This is a genomic window from Streptomyces sp. NPDC042371 (assembly GCF_056437465.1).
In genome coordinates this window covers 124,962-144,145 of the sequence record NZ_JBWKAP010000013.1, presented here as the reverse complement: position 1 = coordinate 144,145, position 19,184 = coordinate 124,962, and the positions used below count along the sequence as shown (strand labels likewise).

Here is a 19,184-nt window from a genome sequence, read left to right as displayed (position 1 = left end):
CAGGAGCGCCGCCCATTTCACCTGTTTCAAAATCAGGAAGCGGAACCTTCAGTGACACGCTGATCGAGAATGCGGGCGAACGCGTTCGCCAGTATCTCCGCCGGATTCTCACCGGCGCCCGTGCTGCGCCAGGCCACGTGGTTGTCGGGGCGCACCAGGACGGCGCCGTCCCCGGCGACCTCGCGGACGCTCTCCCACCCGCCGTCGACGTCGGCGAACTCGGCGCCCGGGCCGATGCGGACCGCGTGGATGGGCAGCGACAGCTTCTCCGCCACCTGCGCGGCGGCCTCGACCCACGGGGCCCCGTCCGGGCCGGTCAGCAGCACGAATCCGGCCGGAGAGCCGGTCAGGTCGTGGGTGGACAGGCGCCGGCCGTCCTGCTCGAGCCAGGCGTGCGGCAGCCGGTGCCCGGGCCGGGTCGTGGGCTGGTACACGTCGCGCATGGGCACGCGCGCAGGCGGCAGGCTGCCGTCGGGGACGACCGCGCCCTCCTCGTAGTTGAAGCCGATCTCGAAGTCGTGCGCCTGGCAGCCGGCCCGGTGGGTGTCCAGGATCTCCGCGGTCCTGGCCCGCACCACCGCACCGATGGGGGAGGGGTCGAAGTACGTGGCGAACATCCGCTGCCTGCGCTGGGCCGGGGCGTGCGGGCCCAGGCCCACGGTGTCCAGGACGGCCTGGTGGTGGGAGGCCGCCGAGACCGCCCAGTCGACGTTGAGCTGGCACACCGGCCGCCGCTCCGCCTCGTAGGTGTCCATGAAGGCGTCGTCGGCGCGGCCGCCGAGCACCGCGGCGAGCTTCCACGCCAGGTTGTGGGCGTCCTGGATGCCGGAGTTCAGGCCGAGGCCGACGGTGGGCGGCTGGCGGTGCGCGGAGTCGCCGGCCAGCAGCACCCGCCCCTTGCGGTACCGCTCGGCGACCAGCGCCTGCACCGTCCAGTTCGTCACGTGATGCAGGGTCAGCTCCAGCTCGGGCAGGCCCAGCAGTTCGCGGACCCGGGCGCGGACGGACTCCTCGTCGAGGCGGTCGGCGTCCATCGGCGGGAAGTGCAGCACCCATTCCTCGCAGGCCTTGCCCCAGCTGGGCCCCATCTCGATGAGGTTGCTGCACAGGTCCGGGTCGTGGGCGTTGAGGAAGTGGGTCAGGAGCGTGCCCTCCTGCCACCACTGCGACAGGTCGGCGCTGAAGTACGCGGTCGTCACGTCCAGCAGGCCGGGCACGCCCTGCATCTCGATGCCCAGGGCGCTGCCGACCGTGCGGCCGCCGTCGGCCCCGATCAGGTAGCGCGCGGTGACCGTGGTCGTCTCCCCGGTGGCCACCTCGCGGATCTCGGCGACCACCCGGTCGCCCTCGTCGGTGAAGCCGGTCATCTCGTGGCCGAACAGGATGCGTCCGGGATTACGTTCCTCGGCGGTGCGCCGCAGGATCGGCTCCAGGCGGACCTGCGGCAGCTTGACCGGCATGACGGGGCCGGCCGCCGCGTACCGCTCTTGCAGCGAGCCGCCGCCGAAGGCGTCTATCTCGTGGATCTGCCGGGCGTCCATCGGGCCGTCGCCGGCGAGCGAGGTCAGCCAGCGCAGCTTCCCGAACAGCTCCAGGGGCGCCCCCTGTTCGACCATCGGCCCGTCCAGCTGGTGCTGGCGGAATATCTCCATCGTGCGCTGATTGAGGTAGTGCGCCTTCGGCACGTGCGCGGTGTCCGCGTGCCGTTCGACGAGCAGGTGGTCCACACCGTGGTCGGACAGGAAGTTGGAGGCGGCAAGACCGCATCCGCCACCGCCCACGATAAGAACCGGAACCTCGACTGCTCCCATTTTCGTCCTTCCGGAAGGTGACAGTCTCACGCTCACGGGGACTGCCGAATGTGCCGGGAATGAAAGCGACACGGAATGTGTCGTGCTGGGCTGTGCATTCTGATTGAAGATGCTTTCGAAGCATGACCAGGCATTCTTTAGCCCCGGTCAACCACGGGTGGATCCCCGCCGGTGGTTCAGCCGCGCCTGGCCGCGTCCGCGAGCGCCCGGTGCAGCCGGTCGTCCTCGGTCTGTCCCGCCTCCCACTGCACGCCGACCGCGAAGGGGTGACCGGCCGCCTCGACCACCTCCACGACGCCGTCCGGCGTCCGGGCGGTGACGGCAAGTCCGGTGCCGACCCTGTCGACGGCCTGGTGGTGGTGGCAGGCGGTCTTGGGGGTGTCGTCGCCGAAGATCCGGGCGATGTGGCTGTCGGCCCGCAGGTCCAGGACGTGCTGCCCGAACTCGAAACCGGCGGCCTGCGGGCGGTGGGTGTCGTTGCCGGTGATCTCCGGCAGGTGCTGGTGCAGGGTGCCACCGCACTGCACGTTGAGCAGTTGCATGCCGCGGCAGATGGCGAGCAGGGGCAGGCCCGCCTTGAGCGCCGCACCGAGCAGGGCGAGTTCGGCGCGGTCCATCTCCGGGCTGCCGCCGCGGGTCAGGGGGTGCCGCTCCTGCCCGTACAGTCCCGGATCGACGTCCGGGCCGCCCGGCACGAGCAGCCCCTGCAGATCACCGACGAGCTGCTCGACGCCGGGCCGCAGCGGCAGCACCACCGGGACGCAGCCCGCGGCGGCGAGGAAATCCACGTGTGACTGGAGCGAGAGGCTCACCACCATGGCACTGCCCTGCAGGGTGACCGGCACCGTCCGCGCGGCGATCCCGATCACCGGCCTGCGGGCCGAACCCGCGGGCGTGGACGCTGACTTCGCTGACTTCATGACCACCTGTCCCTAGTCCTCGGCGTCCTCGGCGCGCGGCGCCACATAGACGAAGCCGTCCTCGACCTTCACCCGGTAGGTGGCGATCGGCCGGGTGGCCGGCGGGTTGACGGGCTGGCCGGTGCGCAGGTCGAAGCACGACCCGTGCAGCCAGCACTCGATCGTCGTGCCGTAGACCTCCCCCTCGGCGAGGGAGACCTCGGCGTGCGAGCACAGGTCGCTGACCGCGTACACGGTGTCGTCCCTGCGCACCAGCGCGATCGGTGCGTCCTCGACCTCCACCGCGATCGCGCCCTCGGCCGGGATCTTGTCCACCGGGCAAACTCTGACGAAGCTCATCGCTCCAGCTCTCCTCCTGAATCGGGTCCGGCATCTCCCGGATCTCACGCGCCGGGAGTCACGCTCCGCCCGGGCTCTCGAGGATGAGCCGAGCAGAAGACGAGGTTCATCGGAGCCCGCTACCAGGGCACCGGGCCGTCCTGCGACAGCGACGCCCCCGAGGGCCCGGCGGCATCCAGCAGCGCCAGCCGGACCGCGATCACGGCGCCCTCGGCGGGGGTGCGCTGCCCCCGGTGCCCGTTGATGTCGGTGGCCACCACGCCGGGATGGGCCGCGTTCACCTTGATCGGGGTGCCCCGCAGCTCCTTGGCGTAGGCGACGGTGAGCGCGTTGAGCGCGGTCTTGGAGGACTGGTAGGCGAGCATGTTGACGTGCGCCATGGGGGAGGCCGGATCGGCGTTGAGGGCCAGCGAGCCCAGGTGGCTGGACATGTTGACGATGCGTCCGGCCGCCGAGCGGCGCAGCAGCGGCAGCATCGCGTTGGTCACGGTGACCACGCCGAAGACATTGGTCTCGTACACCTCCCGCAGGTCGCCCGCGGCCGCCTCGCTGGGCGCCCCGCCGAACCCTCCGGCGATGCCCGCGTTGTTGACCAGGATGTCCAGGCGGCCGTACCGCTGCTCGATGAGGGCCGCGGCGTCGGCCACACAGGCCGCGTCCCGCACGTCGATGCGCAGCGGCACCGCCGTGATGCCGCGGTCCGCGAGCACGGCGCTCGCCTGCTTGCCGCGCACCTCGTCCCGGGCGCCGATCAGGACGACGGCTCCCCGCTCGCCCAGCTGCCGTGCTGTCTCCTGCCCGATGCCCTTGTTGGCGCCCGTGATGAGCGCGATCTTCTCGACCGGCACGTCGGTGGTCCCTTCTGTCGTAAAGGGGAGGTAGGGGGGGTGGGTCTCGCGCGTCGGAACCCACCGAAGACTCACACAGTTCGGGCGGCACACCCGGGGCCGCCGTGAACGCCCGAGCTGTTCAACCGCGGGAACTTCGCGGTCGAACACCGGTGGCGGGCCGCGCCGTTCGGCCCCTCACTTGCACGGCGGAGGGCGCGACGGCAGCCTGGTGCACCGGCACTCGCCGCTGCCCGCCCCCGCGCTCCCGCCCGCCCCCGTGCTCCGTGCCGGGCGGCGCCGAGCGGCGTCGGTGCGGGCCCGACTCACAGGAGACGCCCCGATGCCACCCCGGATGAACAACCCCTCGCTGGTCGTGCCCGACGCCCTGCAGCCGCTGCTCGACCTGACCAAGGTCATCGGCAAGGTCGGCGTCCCGCAGCAGACGCTCGACCTCATCCGGCTGCGGGTGAGCCAGATCAACGGCCGCATCTACACGATCCCCGACGACCTGGGGCAGGCCGCCGAGGCGGACCAGCGCCTGCCCCAGGTGGCCGAGTGGCGCGAGGCGACCTGCTTCAGCCCCGCCGAGCGCGCCGCCCTGGCGCTGGCCGAGGACGCCACCGAGCTCACCGGCCGGGAGGACGCGGTGCCCGACGAGGTCTGGCAGGAGGCGGCCGGGCTCTACACCGAGGAGGAACTCGCCTCGCTGGTCATCCACATCGGCCTGGTCAACCTCTGGAACCGCATCAACGTCGCCACCCGGCAGGTACCGGCGGCCTGGCGCTGAGCGCCTGTCACATCTTCGCGCCGCCGGGCGTCATAGCAGTGACGACCGGGACCACACCCAGCCGCAGGGAAGGAACCGCACTGTGCTGAAGCTCATCAACGCCGGTCTAGGCAGGACCGGGACCACGTCACTGCAGGTGGCGCTGGAACAGCTGGGTTACGGCCCCTGCTACCACATGTTCGACATCGTCGGCGACGAGAAGCGCCTGGAGCAGTGGGAACGCATCATCTGCGAGGGCCAGCAGCCCGACTGGAAGGCGGTGTTCGAGGGGTACAACTCCGCGGTGGACGGCCCGCCCTCCTTCTACTACGACCAGATCCTTCAGGCGTTCCCCGACGCCAAGGTCGTCCTCACGGTCCGCGACGCCGACGGCTGGTACGAGAGCACGTACAACACGCTGTACCAGTTCGTCCTGAAGAACAAGGAGACCCCGCCCGAGGAGGGGACCAGGCAGGCCCGGGTCTACCGCATGACCAACGTCATGACCTGGGAGGGGCTGTTCAAGGGACGGTTCTCCGACAAGGACCACGCCATCGAGGTCTACCGCCGCCGCAACCAGGAGATCATCGACGCCGTTCCCGCGGACAACCTCCTGGTCTACGACGTGCAGCAGGGCTGGGAACCGCTGTGCGCGTTCCTGGGCACCGACGCGCCGACCACCGCGTTCCCGCACGCCAACACCACCGCGAACATGCGCGAGCGGATGCAGCAGATGGCCGCCGGCGGCCCGCCCGGACCCGGCGGCGCACCCGGCGCAGCACCCGGCGGGGCGCGGTAACACCGCCCGCTCCTTTTCTTCATTTCCCCCGCGGACAGCCGAATTGATGGCTGCTCCGCGGGGGTTTTTGCGTTTACGGAACCGGCCCGATGCCGCACCCCCGTGCCGCACCCCGATACCGCAATTCAAGGCCCGCTCCACCGGCGGTCATTGTTCAACCGTAGTTGTTTTCACGCCACTTCCCTCACCCGATAGTCTCGCGCCGCCCCCTGGACCTGCCCGTGAAAATCGGCTTCGCCGGCCTGCCCGCATATCGGCCCGGCGGCGGACCTGCCTCAAGAAGGGGAATACGTGAGGAAGTTTCTGGCAATTACGGCGGCGGCCGCCACTGCCCTGGCGGGCACCATCGCCGCGGTACCGGCGAAGGCCTCGGCCGACCGGCCAGCCACCGGCATCGCCTGGTCGCCCTGCCCGGACAACGACCCCGTCGTCGGGGGCCTGCTGAAAGGGCTGGAGTGCGGCACGCTCGACGTCCCGCTCGACCACGCCCGGCCCGAGGGCCGGACGATAGAACTGGCGCTCACCCGCGCCAAACACACCGCACCCGAGGAGCAGTACCAGGGCATCGTGCTGCTCAACCGCGGCCAGTGGCCCGGCCAGTTCGGCCGCGACCTGCCCACCCGGTTCGCCAAGGGCACCTCCGGGCTCTCCCCGGCCGTCGGCGCCACCTACGACTGGATCGGCTTCGACCCGCGCGGCACCGGCGCCAGCGAACCCCGGATCACCTGCGAGCCGAGCTACGTCTGGCCCGGCAAGGCCCGCGCCGACCTGGTGCCCGCCACCGCCGCCGAGGAACGCGCCTGGCGCGAGAAGGCCCGCACCTTCGCCGACAGCTGCGGCCGCACCCACGGCGACACCCTCAACCACCTGAGCACCAAGGACACCGCCCGCGACCTGGACCGCATCCGCGGCGCGCTCGGCCAGGAGCAGCTCACCTACTTCGGCTGGGACTACGGCACCTACCTCGGCTCCGTCTACGCCTCGATGTACCCGCACCGGGTGCGCCGGATGGTCCTGGACACCGTGGTGCACCCCGCCGACGGCTGGTACAAGGACGTCCTCGAACAGAACGTGACCTTCGAGAAGAGCGCTGAGAACTACTTCGCCTGGATCGCCCGCAACGATGCGACCTACCACCTGGGCACCACCGGGGCCGCGGTCGAGGCCAAGTACTACGAAGGCATGGAGAAGCTCCGCGAGGCGCCCGTCGAGGGCCGCATCGGACCGGCCGAATACACCGAGGTGTTCCTGGTCAACCTCTACCGCCGCTCCTCCTGGGTGGGCCACAGCAAGGCACTGGCCGACTGGGTGCTGCGGGGGGACCCCGCGGGCCTGAAGGCCAACTTCAACGACCCGGGCTACCCGACGCAGAACAAGCAGGCCATGTACAACGCGGTCCAGTGCAGCGACACGCCCTGGCCGCGCAACTGGCAGCGCTGGCACGACGACTACACACGCCAGTACCGCACCGGCAACACCTTCCTGACCTGGTACAACGCCTGGTATAACGCGCCGTGCGCGTTCTGGCCGGCCCCCGCGGGCACCCCGCAGAAGGTCGGCGCCAAGAACGTGAACGTCCTGGTGGTGCAGGGCGAGCACGTCGCCGGCTCCCCGCTGGCGGGCGCCTACGACATGCACCGGCGCTTCCCCGCCTCCCGGCTGCTGGTGGAGCGCAACGGCTACGAGCACGAGACGTCGCTGTCCCGCAACGCCAACACGTGCATCAACGGCCACGTCGGCGCCTACCTCAAGGACGGCAGCCGCCCGGCCGCGGGCAAGGGCGCCGACGCCGCCTGCGACGCCAACCCGGCGCCGGTGCCCACCCCGTAGCAGCCGCCGCATTTGTGCCGTCCGCCCGCCGCGTTCAACCGCATGAAATCCGCGGTTGAACGCCCGGGCGAGCGGCCCGACTTATGAATTCAGGACCGTCATTGCAGCCGAACATGGCGATGTGTAGTTTGACATCGACAATTCCTCAGCCGTCCCGCGTGGAAGGTCAACAATGGAAACTGACGTAATAATTGTCGGTGCCGGGCCGGTCGGATTGATGCTGGCCGGCGAACTCCACTTGGGCGGTGTGAATGTCACCGTCTTCGACAAGCTCCCCGCCCCGTCCGGAGAATCCCGCGCACTCGGCTTCAACCGGCGGGCCGCCGAATCACTGGACCAGCGCGGACTGCTGCCCCGGCTCGGTGCATTCCGGTGGGGCCCGATGGGGCACTTCGGCGGGGTCCGTTTCGACCTCGGCATGCTGGACGAGGACCACAGCGGCGTCCTGGGACTGTCCCAGGCCCGCACCGAGGACATGCTGGGCGGCCGACTGGCCGAACTCGGGGTGCCGGTGCGCCGCGGATACGAGGTCACCGGCGTGCACGAGGAGCCCGACGGCGTCGTCGTGCACTTCACCGGGCCCGAGGGCCCCGGCGAGGAACGCGCCCGGTACGTGGTCGGCTGCGACGGCCCGCAGAGCACCGTCCGCGCCGCGGCCGGCATCCCCGCCCGGCAGTGGGAGGCCACCCGCGGCATGTACACCGCGGAGATCACCGGGGTGAAGCTGCGCCCGCGGCCCATCGGGGAGCGCCTGCCCGGCGGCCACATGGTGGTGTGCACCCCGCTGGGCGAGGGCCGCTTCCGCATCGTCGTCCACGACAAGGGCCTGCCCCCGCAACAGGACCCCGGCGCACTGACGTTCCCGCAGATCGCCGACGCCTGGCAGCGGCTCACCGGCGAGTCCATCCACCAGGCCGAGGCGCAGTGGATGTGGGCCTGCGGCAACGCGGCGGGCCTGGCCCAGGAGTACCGGCGCGGCCGGGTGCTGCTGGCGGGCGACGCCGCGCACGCCATGCCGCCGCTGGCCGCCTGGGGGCTCAGCGCGGGCCTGCAGGACGCCGCCAACCTCGGCTGGAAGCTCGCCGCGGTCCTGGCCGGCTGGGCGCCCGCGCACCTGCTCGACACCTACCACGGCGAACGCCACCCGGTCGGACAGCAGTTGATCCGCAACGCCCAGGCGGCGTCGATGCTCTACCTCGGCGACGCCGACATGGACCCGCTGCGCGGCGTGCTGGGCGAGCTGATGGAGCACAAGGCCGCCGCCGGACACCTGGCGGGCATCGTCAGCGGCCTGGGCATCCGCTACGACCTGGGGCCGGGGGAGCACCCCCTGCTGGGCCGCCGCATGCCGCCCGGCCGCCAGCTGGCCCGGCCCGGCGGCGGCCGCACCCGCGTCGCCGACCTGCTGCACCCCGCGCACGGCGTGCTCATTGCCACCGACGGCGCGGACAAGACGGCCCGGCTCGCCGAGGCGTGGGCGGACCGCATCGACATCGTCACCGGCACCTGGACCGATGGCCCGGACGACGGCCTCGAGGCGGTCCTGATCCGCCCCGACGGCTATGTGGCCTGGACGTCCCCGGGCAGCGACAGCGACCTGACCGACGTCCTGGGCGACTGGTTCGGCGCCCCCCACCGAGCAGGAGTGTCAGCATGACCAGGGACGTGATAGTCGTCGGCGCCGGTCCGGTCGGGCTGATGATGGCGGGCGAACTGCGCCTGGGCGGCGCCGACGTCGTCGTCTACGAGAAGCTGCCCGCCCCGGCGCGGGAGTCCCGCGGCGCCAGCCTCACCCGGCGCGCGGCCGAGAGCTTCGACCAGCGGGGCCTGCTGGGCCGGCTCGGCCCGACCGAGCCCGCCGACAGCCACTTCGGCGGCGTACCGATCGACCTCGGCCCGCTGGCGGAGGACCACAGCGGCGCCCGGGGCGTCTCCCAGTTCCGCACCGAACGGATGCTGGAGGACTGGGCGGGCGAACTCGGGGTGCCGGTGCGCCGCGGATACGAGGTCACCGGCGTGCGCGAGGAACCCGACGGCGTCGCCGTGGACTTCGAGGGGCCCAAGGGCCCCGGCCGGGAACGCGCCCGCTACCTCATCGGCTGCGACGGCGGCCGCAGCACCGTCCGCAAGCTGGTCGGCATCGACTTCCCCGGCCCCGAGCCCACTCGCGGCTTCTACACGGCGGACGTGACCGGCATCGAGACCCGCCGACGGCGCATCGGCGAGAACCTCCCCGACGGCAGCATGGTCATGGCGATGGACCTGGAGAACGGCGTCACCCGCGTCGTCGCCTACGAGCGGGGCATGCGGCCCAAGGACCGCGACGCCCTCTCGTACGCCGAACTCGCCGACGCCTGGCAGCGCCTGACCGGCGAGTCCATCCACCACGGGCAGTGCCGCTGGATCAGCTGCTTCACCGACGCCTCCCGGGTGGCCGCCGAATACCGGCGCGGCCGGGTGTTCCTGGCGGGCGACGCCACCCACGTCCAGCCCCCGGCGATGGCACAGGGCCTGAGCGTGGGCGTGCAGGACGCGGTCAACCTCGGCTGGAAGCTCGCCGCCGTGCTGGCCGGGCGGGCCCCCGAGCGCCTGCTCGACACCTACCACGCCGAACGCCACCCGATCGGACAGCAGCTGGCGCGCAACGCCCGCGCCGCCATCGAACTGCGCCTCACCGGCCAGGAGATGGCCCCGCTGCGCGCGGTCCTGGGCGAACTCCTGACCCACAAGGACGCCGCCGAACACCTGGCGGGCGTCCTCAGCGGCCTGGGCATCCGCTACGACCTGGGCCCGGGGGAGCACCCCCTGCTGGGCCGCCGCATGCCCCCCGGCCGCCAGCTGGCCCGGCCCGGCGGCGGCCGCACCCGCGTCGCCGACCTGCTGCACCCCGCGCGCGGCGTGCTCATCGCCACCGATGCCACCGACGCCACTGACGGCGCGGCCAAGGCCGCCCGGCTCGCCGAGGACTGGGCCGACCGCATCGACATCGTCACCGGCACCTGGACCGATGGCCCCGACGACGGCCCGGAGGCGGTCCTCATCCGGCCCGACGGCTATGTGGCCTGGACGTCCCCGGGCAGCGACAGCGACCTGACCGACGTCCTGGGCCACTGGTTCGGCACCCCTCAGACCACCGGCCACGCCACCGCCCGGCCGATCTGACGCGCACCAGCCGCCGCCCGGACGACGACCACCAACCCCCAGGAGACACACGTGAGGACCGGAGTCACCGTCTGGCTCACCGGCCTGCCGAGCGCCGGGAAGACCACCATCGCCTACGAGCTGGCCGCCCGGCTCCGCGTGGACGGCCACCGCGTGGAAGTCCTGGACGGCGACGAGATCCGCGAGGCGCTCTCGGCCGGCCTCGGCTTCTCCCGCACCGACCGCGACACCAACGTGCAGCGCATCGGCTTCGTCGCCGAACTCCTGGCCCGCAACGGCACACTGGCGCTCGTCCCGGTGATCGCGCCGTACACCGACAGCCGGGAGGCGGTGCGCAAACGCCACGACAGCAACCACACCCCCTACCTCGAGGTGCACGTCGCCACCCCCCTCGAGGTGTGCAGCGCCCGCGACGTCAAGGGCCTCTACGCCAAGCAGGCCGCCGGACAGCTGACCGGCCTCACCGGGGTCGACGACCCCTACCAGGCGCCCGCCGCACCGGACCTGCGCATCGAGTCGCAGCACCAGACCGTCCAGGAGTCCGCCGCCGCGGTGTACGCCGTGCTCGCCGAAAGGGGCCTGTTATGACGCCGACCGTCGACCCGGTGACGGGGGGCGACGGGGGCAGGGACACCCCGTACGCCCTCTCGCACCCCGACGCGCTGGAGTCGGAGGCGGTGCACATCTTCCGCGAAGTGGCGGGCGAGTTCGACAACCCGGTGGTGCTCTTCTCCGGCGGCAAGGACTCCATCGTCATGCTGCACCTGGCGCTCAAGGCGTTCGCGCCCGCGCCGGTGCCCTTCGCGCTGCTGCACGTGGACACCGGGCACAACTTCCCCGAGGTCCTTCAGTTCCGGGACCGCACGGTGGCCCGGCACGGGCTGCGCCTGCACGTCGCCTCGGTGCAGGACTACATCGACCGCGGCATCCTCAAGGAACGCCCGGACGGCACCCGCAACCCGCTGCAGACCCGGCCGCTGACCGACACCATCCAGCAGCAGCGCTTCGACGCCGTGTTCGGCGGCGGGCGCCGGGACGAGGAGAAGGCCCGCGCCAAGGAACGCGTCTTCTCGCTGCGCGACGAGTTCTCCCAGTGGGACCCGCGCCGCCAGCGCCCCGAACTGTGGAACCTGTACAACGGCCGCCACCTGCCCCGCGAGCACGTCCGCGTCTTCCCGCTGTCCAACTGGACCGAGCTGGACGTGTGGCTGTACATCGCCCGCGAGGGCATCGAACTGCCCGAGATCTACTACGCCCACGAACGCGAGGTGTTCCGCCGCAACCACATGTGGCTGACCGCCGGCCAGTGGGGCGGCCCCAACAGGGGCGAGCGCACCGAGAAGCGCCGGGTGCGCTACCGCACCGTCGGCGACATGTCCTGCACCGGCGCCGTGGACTCCGACGCCGACACCATCGAGCGGGTCATCACGGAGATCGCCGCGTCCCGGCTGACCGAACGCGGCGCGACCCGGGCCGACGACAAGCTCTCCGAGGCCGCCATGGAAGACCGCAAGCGCGAGGGGTACTTCTGATGACCGTTCTGAGCGACAGCACCGTGGGCACACTGCGCTTCGCCACCGCCGGTTCCGTGGACGACGGCAAGTCCACCCTGGTGGGCCGACTGCTGCACGACTCCAAGTCGGTCCTCGCCGACCAGCTGGAGGCCGTCGCACAGGCCTCCCGCAACCGCGGCCAGGCCACCCCCGACCTGGCGCTGCTCACCGACGGCCTGCGGGCCGAACGCGAGCAGGGCATCACCATCGACGTCGCCTACCGCTACTTCGCCACGCCCCGGCGCCGGTTCATCCTGGCCGACACCCCCGGGCACGTGCAGTACACCCGCAACATGGTCACCGGCGCCTCCACCGCCGAGCTGACGGTGATCCTGGTCGACGCCCGCAACGGCGTCGTCGAGCAGACCCGCCGCCACACCGCCATCGCCGCCCTGCTGCGCGTCCCGCACGTCGTCCTGGCGGTCAACAAGATGGACCTGGTCGGCTACGAGGAGTCCGTCTTCGCCGCCGTCGCCGAGGAATACACCGCCTACGTCAAGGAGTTGGGCGGCCCGGAGGTCACCGTCATCCCGATCTCCGCGCTGGCGGGGGACAACGTCGTGGAGCCGTCGTCGCACATGGGCTGGTACGGCGGCCCGACCGTCCTGGAACACCTGGAGACCGTGCCGGTCAGCCACCACCTGGCGCCCTGCTCCGCCCGGCTGCCCGTGCAGTACGTGATCCGCCCGCAGACCCCCGAACAGCCCGACTACCGCGGCTACGCGGGCCGCATCGCGGAGGGCACCTTCCGCACCGGACAGCAGGTGCGCGTGCTGCCCTCCGGCCGCACCTCCACGATCACCGGGATCGAACGGCTGGGCCGGCCCGTGGACACGGCCTGGGCCCTGCAGTCGGTGACCGTGCTGCTGGCCGACGACATCGACATCGCGCGCGGCGACCTGATCGTGCCGAGCAAGGACGCCCCGGCCGCCACCCGGGAGGTGGAGGCGACCGTGTGCCACGTCGCCGACCAGCCGCTGACCGTCGGACACCGGGTGCTGCTCAAGCACGGCACCCGCACGGTCAAGGCGATCGTCACGGACATCCCCTCCCGCCTCACGCTCGAGGACCTCTCCCCGTACCCGCACCCCGGCCGCCTCGTCGCCAACGACATCGGCCGGGTGCGGATCCGCACCGCCGAGCCGCTGCCCATCGACTCCTACGCCGACTCCCGGCGCACCGGCTCGTTCATCCTCATCGACCCGGCGGACGGCACCACGCTCACCGCGGGCATGGTCGGCGAGTCGTTCGCCTCCCCGGACCCGGCCGGGACCGGGGCCAAGGACGAGGGGTGGGACTTTTGAGCCCGCGCCGCCGCGCACCGGCCCTGGCGCTGGCGGCACTGTGCCTGCTGGCCCCCGCCGCCTGCGGCTACGGCTCCCGGGCCAATGACGCCAAGGACGCCAAGGACGCGGACACCGCGCGGGTCGCGCCCGGCGCGCAGAAGATCGAGGGCCTGGACTCCGTGCGGATCGGCTACTTCGCCAACCTGACCCACGCCACCGCGCTGGTGGGCCGCCACCAGGCGTTCTTCCAGAAGGCGCTGGGCGCCACCAAGGCGACGTACGCGACGTTCAACGCGGGCCCCTCCGAGATCGAGGCACTGAACTCCGGCTCCCTCGACATCGGCTGGATCGGCCCGTCACCGGCGATCAACGGGTTCACCAAGTCGCGGGGCAAGAACCTGCGGATCATCGGCGGTGCCGCCTCCGGCGGCGTCAAGCTCGTGGTCGACCCGAAGAAGATCAAGTCCCTGGACGACGTCAAGGGCAAGAAGATCGCGACCCCGCAGCTCGGCAACACCCAGGACGTGGCCTTCCTCAACTGGGCCGCGGAGCGCGGCTGGCGGGTCGACGCGCAGAGCGGCAAGGGCGAGGTGACCGTGGTGCGCAGCGACAACAAGGTCACCCCGGACGCCTACAAGTCCGGCTCCATCGACGGCGCCTGGGTGCCCGAGCCGACCGCCTCCAAGATCGTCGCCGAGGGCGGCAGGATCCTGCTGGACGAGAAGACGCTGTGGCCCGGCGGCACCTTCGTCATCACCAACATCATCGTGTCGCAGAAGTTCCTCACCGCCCACCCCCGGGTCGTCCAGGCCGTGCTGAAGGCATCGGTGGACACCAACGGGTGGATCCGCGCCCACCCCGCCCGTGCCAAGGCGGCCGCCAACCAGCAGCTGGCGGCCGACGCGGGCAAGGCCCTGCCCGAGCGGGTGCTTGACCCGGCGTGGCGGTCGATCGACTTCACCGACGACCCGCTGGCCGCCACCCTGCGCGCCGAGGCGACGCACGCCGTCAAGGCCGGGCTGCTCGACGCACCCGACCTGAGCGGCATCTACGACCTCACCCTGCTCAACAAGGTCCTCAAGGCGGCAGGGCGCCCGCCGGTCGACGACGCCAAGCTCGGCGTCAGGTGACCCGCCCCGATGAGTTCCCCGGAGGTGACGACCATGACCACGACCCGCGCCCAGAGCGGTGAGGGCACCGCGACGGCCCGCCACGCCGTGCGCATCGAGCACGTCTCCAAGTCGTTCCCGGGCCCCGCCGGCCCCCAGCTCGTCCTGGACGACATCAGCCTGGATGTCGCACCCGGCGAGTTCGTCACCCTCCTGGGGGCCTCGGGCTGCGGCAAGTCCACCCTGCTCAACCTCGTCGCCGGACTCGACGAGCCCACCGGCGGCGACATCACCACCGACGGCCGGCCCGCGCTGATGTTCCAGGAACACGCCCTGTTCCCCTGGCTGACCGCGGGCAAGAACATCGAACTCGCCCTCAGGCTCCGCGGCATCGCCCCCCAGGGGCGCCGCGAACGCGCCGAGGAACTCCTGGAACTCGTCCGCCTCAAAGGCGCCCACGGCAAACGGGTGCACGAGCTGTCCGGCGGCATGCGCCAGCGGGTCGCCCTGGCCCGCGCCCTGGCCCAGGAGAGCCGCCTGCTGCTGATGGACGAGCCCTTCGCCGCCCTGGACGCCATCACCCGGGACGTGCTGCACGACGAGCTGACCCGCATCTGGCGCGAGACCCAGCTGTCGGTGCTGTTCGTCACCCACAACGTGCGCGAGGCCGCGCGCCTGGCCCAGCGCGTCATCCTGCTGTCCTCCCGCCCCGGGCGCATCGCCCGCGAGTGGGCCGTGGACATCCCGCAGCCGCGCCGCATCGAGGACACCGCCGTGGCGGAACTGTCCATCGAGATCACCGAACAACTACGGGGGGAGATCCGCCGGCATGGCCAGTACTGAGACGCCCGCCGCCAAGGACGGCAACGACCTCGCGGGCCTGGACGCCCTGGAGACACCGCAGCAGATCCGCAAGCCGTTCACGCTGACCCTGCGGGAGAAGGTCCTGCCGCCCGTCACCGCCATCGCGCTCGTCCTGGCGGTGTGGCAGGCACTGGTCTCCTTCGAGATCGTCGACGACCCCAGCAAGCTGCCCTCCCCGGGCGCGGTGTGGGACGTGGCGCACCAGGCGTGGCTGGAGGGCGAACTCCTCGGCTACATCTGGACGTCCGTCTCGCGCGGCCTGCTCGGCTTCTGCCTGGCGCTGCTCATCGGCACCCCGCTGGGCCTGCTCGTGGCCCGGCTGAAGTTCCTGCGCGCGGCGATCGGACCGATCCTGTCCGGCCTGCAGTCCCTGCCCTCGGTGGCCTGGGTGCCGCCCGCGGTGATCTGGCTGGGCCTGAACAACTCGATGATGTACGCGGTGATCCTGCTCGGCGCCGTGCCCTCCATCGCCAACGGCCTGGTCTCCGGCGTCGACCAGGTGCCGCCGCTGTTCCTGCGCGCGGGCCGCACGCTCGGCGCGACGGGCCTGCGGCACACCTGGCACATCGTGCTGCCCGCCGCCCTGCCCGGCTACGTCGCCGGGCTCAAACAGGGCTGGGCGTTCTCCTGGCGCTCGCTCATGGCCGCCGAGATCATCGCGTCCTTCCCCGACCTCGGCCTGGGCCTGGGCCAGCTCCTGGAGAACGGCCGCAACGCCAGCGACATGGCGATGGTCTTCGAAGCCATCCTGCTCATCCTCCTGGTCGGCATCGCCATCGACCTGCTCATCTTCAGCCCCCTGGAGCGCTGGGTGCTGCGCAGCCGCGGCCTGCTGGTCAAGCACTGAAACCCCGCACATCCGCGGTCCGATGACCGTCAACTCACCCTCGACTGCGGCTAGAGACACCGCTGCGACGCTCATCCGGAATGGCAGCAGAAAGGGCACACCGGATGGCTTTCAATGACGGGCGGGCTACGGTGATCGCAGACGGTTTGAGCTCCGCCAAATCAACGTGCAAAGAATCAGCGGCCGGTGACGCGAGCGGCCCGGGAACCGGCCCAGGGAACAGCCAAGGAACCGGCCCCGGAATCGGTCCCGAAAACATCGAGAAGACACCTTCGCAGGAACTCCCGGTGCATGCACTGTCGCCCGGAATGCATCTGCGCCAGGGCGGCATCAACGCCGCGTACCTCCAACTGCTCATCGACGCGTCGGGCCGTTCGCAATTGCCGCCCGTACTCGTCCAGAAAGACGGCTGGCGGATTATCGACGGGCTGCACAGGCTGGAGGCCGCAAAGCTCTGCGGCGACCACAGCATAAAAGCGCGCCTCATCGACTGCACGGACGCCGAAGCCCTCGTCATCGCGATGAAGGCCAACAGTTCGCACGGCCTGCCGCTGTCGAGAGCCGACCGCATGGGCGGGGCCGAACGCGTGCTGGTGGCCCATCCCGAATGGTCCGACCGCGCCATCGCGAGCGTCACCGGACTGAGCGCCAAGACGATCGCGTCCCTGCGCGACCGCTCCGCGTGCACCACCCCGCCCGGCGGCCAACGCCTGGGCCTGGACGGCAAACTGCGCACGGTCGGCGCGGGCGAGGGCCGCCGCCGCGCCGCCGCCTACCTCACCGCCCACCCCGACGCCACGCTGCGGGAAGTCGCCCGGGAGACCGAGGTGTCCCTGGGCACGGTCCACGACGTCAGCGCCCGGCTGCGCCGCGGTGTCAGCCCCGAGCGCAACGGGCTGCGCGGGCCCGGCGCCCGGCTGACCCTGCACCCCGCCGAGCGGCCCGCGGACGCCCCGCAGGACACCGGCCACCCCCCGGCGCCGGAGGTTGAGGGCACGCCCCTGCGGCGCACCGGCCCGGCCGAGACGCCGCCCGCCTGGGAGACGGTCGCCGCCAAGGTCGCCAACGACCCGTGCGTGCGCTACACCGCGGGCGGCAAGGAGTTCCTGCAGTGGATGGCGCTGCACGCGAGCGACCCGGACGGCTGGCAGGACCTGGTCGGCGCCGTCCCGGCGCACTGGCTGGGCGTCATCGCCCCCATCGCGGAGAGCGTCAGCAGGGAATGGAGCCTGTTCGCCGAGCGGCTCCGCAGCCGCCAGGAAGCGGTGTGAGGCCGCCGGGCCGGGCCGTCAGGACCCGGCCTTCAGCTGCCGGTTGAGCGCGCGCTCCACCGGGGTCAGGGCGACCTCCGGGCACAGCCGCTCCGGATGGGCCGTGGGCGGGCCCGCCAGCCCCGAAGGACCGCCGTCCTGCGGCGTGCCGGTGCGGGGCGGGGTCTGGGGCGGGGAGCTCGGGGGCACCCAGGCCCCCGACACGTAGATGGCGCCGTAGGCCTGCAGGGCTGCGTACACCTCGCGCCAGAAACGCCTGATCAAGCTGGCCATGGGGATCCCTCCGATGGCGTGGCCGCGGGGGCTGCGGTGGCTGCGGGTGCGCCGGAAGCCGTCACTGTGCGGGCCACTGGTCGAACCGGATTCGAAGCTGACTCAAGCGGCACGGGAACCTCCCGCCGACGCGGTCGAGGCGGACTCGAGCCGCCCCTCCGCCCGGCCTCAAGAACGCCTTGCCAACGTGTCCGGGTGGAGCAATCGGGCTCCGCAGCCCCGCAGGGCGCACGGTCACGGGAGGAGAGGCCCATGGACGAGGCCGAACGTGAGCGGCAGGCACGCGGCGTCGAAGCAGCCGCGCCGGTGCTCCGTCTCGCCGGGGTGGACGACGACGAGGACGATCCCGGCGAGCCGAACGTGGTCCGTGGGATCGACTGACCGAGCACCCCTGCCCTTTCGGCCCGCGAGCCGCGACGGTGGGGTGCCAGGGCGCGTTGCGCCGGTGACCGAAAGAGGAGTCCAAGAGATGACGCTCTCCCCGCAGCGCGCCGGCACGACGGCGCTGTCCCCCTCGGCCGGCAAGTTCCTGCAAGCGCCCTTCACCGCCGTGCTGACCACGCTCAGACCCGACGGCTCGCCTCACCTGACACCGGTGCGGTTCACCTGGGACGCCCGGGCGGGCCTCGCCCGCGTCCTGACCGTGAACACCACACGCAAGGTCAAGAACGTGCTGGCCGCACCGCAGGCACGCGTCGCGCTCTGCCAGGTGGACGGCTTCTCCTGGGTCGTCCTGGAGGGCACCGCCCGCGTCTTCGAGAGCCCCGAACGCGTCGCCGAAGGGGTCCGCCGCTACACCGAGCGCTACTTCTCCGGGCCGCCGAACCCGCCGGGCCGTGTGGTCGTGGAGATCACGGTCGACCGGGTGCTGAGCCTCAACTGCTGAGGCCGCGGGCCTGACCGGCATCAGCCGCGGGCGCCGGGCGGCACCCCGTCCACCCAGATCAGCCCGAACGAGAGCCGGGTGAGGCGCCAGCCGTCCGGGGTGCGGCGCGCCGCACCGCTCACCGAGGTGCCGGTGGTGAACAACTCGGGCCCCGCACCGCCGGGATGGTGCACGTGGGTGGAGACGAGGTTGGCGCGCAGCGTCGCCTCGTCGCCCGCGCAGTCCACCACCGCGGGCGAATTCAGATGCTGGGTGCGGGCGAAATTCTCCAGCGCGTTGCGGTGCCATTGTGCGAGCCCGTGTATTCCCTCGTACCGGCTCAGCGGGAACGCGACGACGGCGTCCCGGGTGAAGAGACTGCGCGCCCACGCGTCGTCCAGCTTTTCGGTGTCCAACGCCAGGAGATAGCGGTCCAGTAGCCCGCGCACGGTAAAGGCGTCCGCCATGGCCGTGTCCGGAGTGAAGGATTCAGCTTCAGTCGAGGTCATGCTTGAGAATGCGCCCACAAAGACGCCCCGACCAACCCCGCCTGTAGAAGATCTGACGTTCTCCGCACGTTTCTGTAGTGGGCTGTAGAAGCCCTGTACCGATGTCTCTTTACCGCCCGGTCCGGCGCTGTCCATACTCGTAAAACATCA

At 71.6% G+C, this 19,184-nt stretch carries 19 protein-coding genes and 1 pseudogene; 14 read left to right on the top strand and 6 right to left on the bottom strand.

Translation table 11 applies throughout. The annotated features are described in order from the left end of the window. Positions 1-32 precede the first annotated feature (32 nt). The 4 genes from AC068B_RS33040 to AC068B_RS33025 all read right to left on the bottom strand — a co-directional run bounded on the left by AC068B_RS33040 (position 33) and on the right by AC068B_RS33025 (position 3,918). The gene (locus tag AC068B_RS33040; RefSeq protein ID WP_478675213.1) at positions 33-1,811 is read right to left on the bottom strand and encodes an FAD-dependent monooxygenase; all 1,779 of its coding nucleotides are present in this window, start codon (positions 1,809-1,811) and stop codon (positions 33-35) included. Positions 1,812-1,987: 176 nt separating this feature from the next. Further along, the gene (locus AC068B_RS33035; protein WP_478675212.1) at positions 1,988-2,731 is read right to left on the bottom strand and encodes a gamma-glutamyl-gamma-aminobutyrate hydrolase family protein; all 744 of its coding nucleotides are present in this window, start codon (positions 2,729-2,731) and stop codon (positions 1,988-1,990) included. A 12-nt stretch (positions 2,732-2,743) separates the two neighbouring features. Further along, the gene (locus tag AC068B_RS33030; protein WP_478675211.1) at positions 2,744-3,070 is read right to left on the bottom strand and encodes a Rieske (2Fe-2S) protein; all 327 of its coding nucleotides are present in this window, start codon (positions 3,068-3,070) and stop codon (positions 2,744-2,746) included. A 119-nt stretch (positions 3,071-3,189) separates the two neighbouring features. After that, positions 3,190-3,918: an SDR family NAD(P)-dependent oxidoreductase gene (locus AC068B_RS33025; RefSeq protein WP_478675210.1), complete on the bottom strand. Its 729-nt coding sequence runs from the start codon at positions 3,916-3,918 to the stop codon at positions 3,190-3,192. Positions 3,919-4,240: 322 nt separating this feature from the next. Between AC068B_RS33025 and AC068B_RS33020 the strand changes: the two genes are divergently transcribed. From AC068B_RS33020 to AC068B_RS32965, 12 genes and pseudogenes are all read left to right on the top strand, one after another. Then, positions 4,241-4,687, top strand: a complete 447-nt coding sequence (locus AC068B_RS33020) for a carboxymuconolactone decarboxylase family protein (protein ID WP_356268356.1) — start codon at positions 4,241-4,243, stop codon at positions 4,685-4,687. 82 nt (positions 4,688-4,769) lie between these two features. Next, positions 4,770-5,465, top strand: a complete 696-nt coding sequence (locus AC068B_RS33015; protein WP_478675209.1) for a sulfotransferase family protein — start codon at positions 4,770-4,772, stop codon at positions 5,463-5,465. A gap of 291 nt (positions 5,466-5,756) precedes the next feature. Beyond that, entirely contained in the window at positions 5,757-7,295 is a 1,539-nt protein-coding gene (locus tag AC068B_RS33010) for an alpha/beta fold hydrolase (RefSeq protein ID WP_478675208.1), read from the top strand. 172 nt (positions 7,296-7,467) lie between these two features. Continuing rightward, the gene (locus AC068B_RS33005; protein ID WP_478675207.1) at positions 7,468-8,952 is read left to right on the top strand and encodes an FAD-dependent monooxygenase; all 1,485 of its coding nucleotides are present in this window, start codon (positions 7,468-7,470) and stop codon (positions 8,950-8,952) included. Continuing rightward, positions 8,949-10,457, top strand: coding sequence for an FAD-dependent monooxygenase (locus AC068B_RS33000; RefSeq protein WP_478675206.1), 1,509 nt, complete (start codon positions 8,949-8,951; stop codon positions 10,455-10,457). Before AC068B_RS33005 ends, AC068B_RS33000 begins: the two co-directional genes overlap by 4 nt. A gap of 30 nt (positions 10,458-10,487) precedes the next feature. Next, positions 10,488-11,045: pseudogene (cysC, locus tag AC068B_RS32995) on the top strand (adenylyl-sulfate kinase); the annotation flags it as partial. Next, complete coding sequence (cysD, locus tag AC068B_RS32990; RefSeq protein WP_478675205.1) at positions 11,042-11,989, top strand: sulfate adenylyltransferase subunit CysD; 948 nt, start codon at positions 11,042-11,044, stop codon at positions 11,987-11,989. The pseudogene cysC and the gene cysD, both read left to right, overlap by 4 nt. Further along, positions 11,989-13,314, top strand: a complete 1,326-nt coding sequence (locus AC068B_RS32985) for a sulfate adenylyltransferase subunit 1 (RefSeq protein WP_478675204.1) — start codon at positions 11,989-11,991, stop codon at positions 13,312-13,314. Before cysD ends, AC068B_RS32985 begins: the two co-directional genes overlap by 1 nt. Then, positions 13,302-14,426, top strand: a complete 1,125-nt coding sequence (locus AC068B_RS32980; protein WP_478675203.1) for an aliphatic sulfonate ABC transporter substrate-binding protein — start codon at positions 13,302-13,304, stop codon at positions 14,424-14,426. Before AC068B_RS32985 ends, AC068B_RS32980 begins: the two co-directional genes overlap by 13 nt. Positions 14,427-14,459: 33 nt before the next feature. Next, positions 14,460-15,248 (top strand): ABC transporter ATP-binding protein, encoded by a 789-nt coding sequence (locus tag AC068B_RS32975; RefSeq protein ID WP_356268342.1) that lies wholly within the window; start codon positions 14,460-14,462, stop codon positions 15,246-15,248. Continuing rightward, a complete protein-coding gene (locus AC068B_RS32970) occupies positions 15,235-16,116 on the top strand; it encodes an ABC transporter permease (RefSeq protein ID WP_478675202.1) in 882 nt (293 codons plus the stop codon). The genes AC068B_RS32975 and AC068B_RS32970 overlap by 14 nt, the downstream gene beginning before the upstream one ends. A 308-nt stretch (positions 16,117-16,424) precedes the next feature. Next, the gene (locus AC068B_RS32965) at positions 16,425-17,387 is read left to right on the top strand and encodes a ParB/RepB/Spo0J family partition protein (RefSeq protein WP_478675201.1); all 963 of its coding nucleotides are present in this window, start codon (positions 16,425-16,427) and stop codon (positions 17,385-17,387) included. A gap of 18 nt (positions 17,388-17,405) precedes the next feature. Here the strand turns inward: AC068B_RS32965 and AC068B_RS32960 are convergent, their stop codons facing one another. Continuing rightward, a complete protein-coding gene (locus tag AC068B_RS32960) occupies positions 17,406-17,660 on the bottom strand; it encodes a DUF6059 family protein (RefSeq protein WP_478675200.1) in 255 nt (84 codons plus the stop codon). Between the two features lie 252 nt (positions 17,661-17,912). Here AC068B_RS32960 and AC068B_RS32955 point away from each other — a divergent pair, with 252 nt between their 5' ends. Further along, the gene (locus AC068B_RS32955; RefSeq protein ID WP_478675199.1) at positions 17,913-18,041 is read left to right on the top strand and encodes a hypothetical protein; all 129 of its coding nucleotides are present in this window, start codon (positions 17,913-17,915) and stop codon (positions 18,039-18,041) included. An 88-nt stretch (positions 18,042-18,129) separates the two neighbouring features. After that, entirely contained in the window at positions 18,130-18,546 is a 417-nt protein-coding gene (locus tag AC068B_RS32950) for a pyridoxamine 5'-phosphate oxidase family protein (protein ID WP_478675198.1), read from the top strand. A gap of 20 nt (positions 18,547-18,566) precedes the next feature. On the opposite strand, the gene AC068B_RS32945 is transcribed toward AC068B_RS32950, so the two are convergent. Continuing rightward, positions 18,567-19,034: a nuclear transport factor 2 family protein gene (locus AC068B_RS32945; RefSeq protein ID WP_478675197.1), complete on the bottom strand. Its 468-nt coding sequence runs from the start codon at positions 19,032-19,034 to the stop codon at positions 18,567-18,569. Between the last annotated feature and the right edge of the window lie 150 nt (positions 19,035-19,184).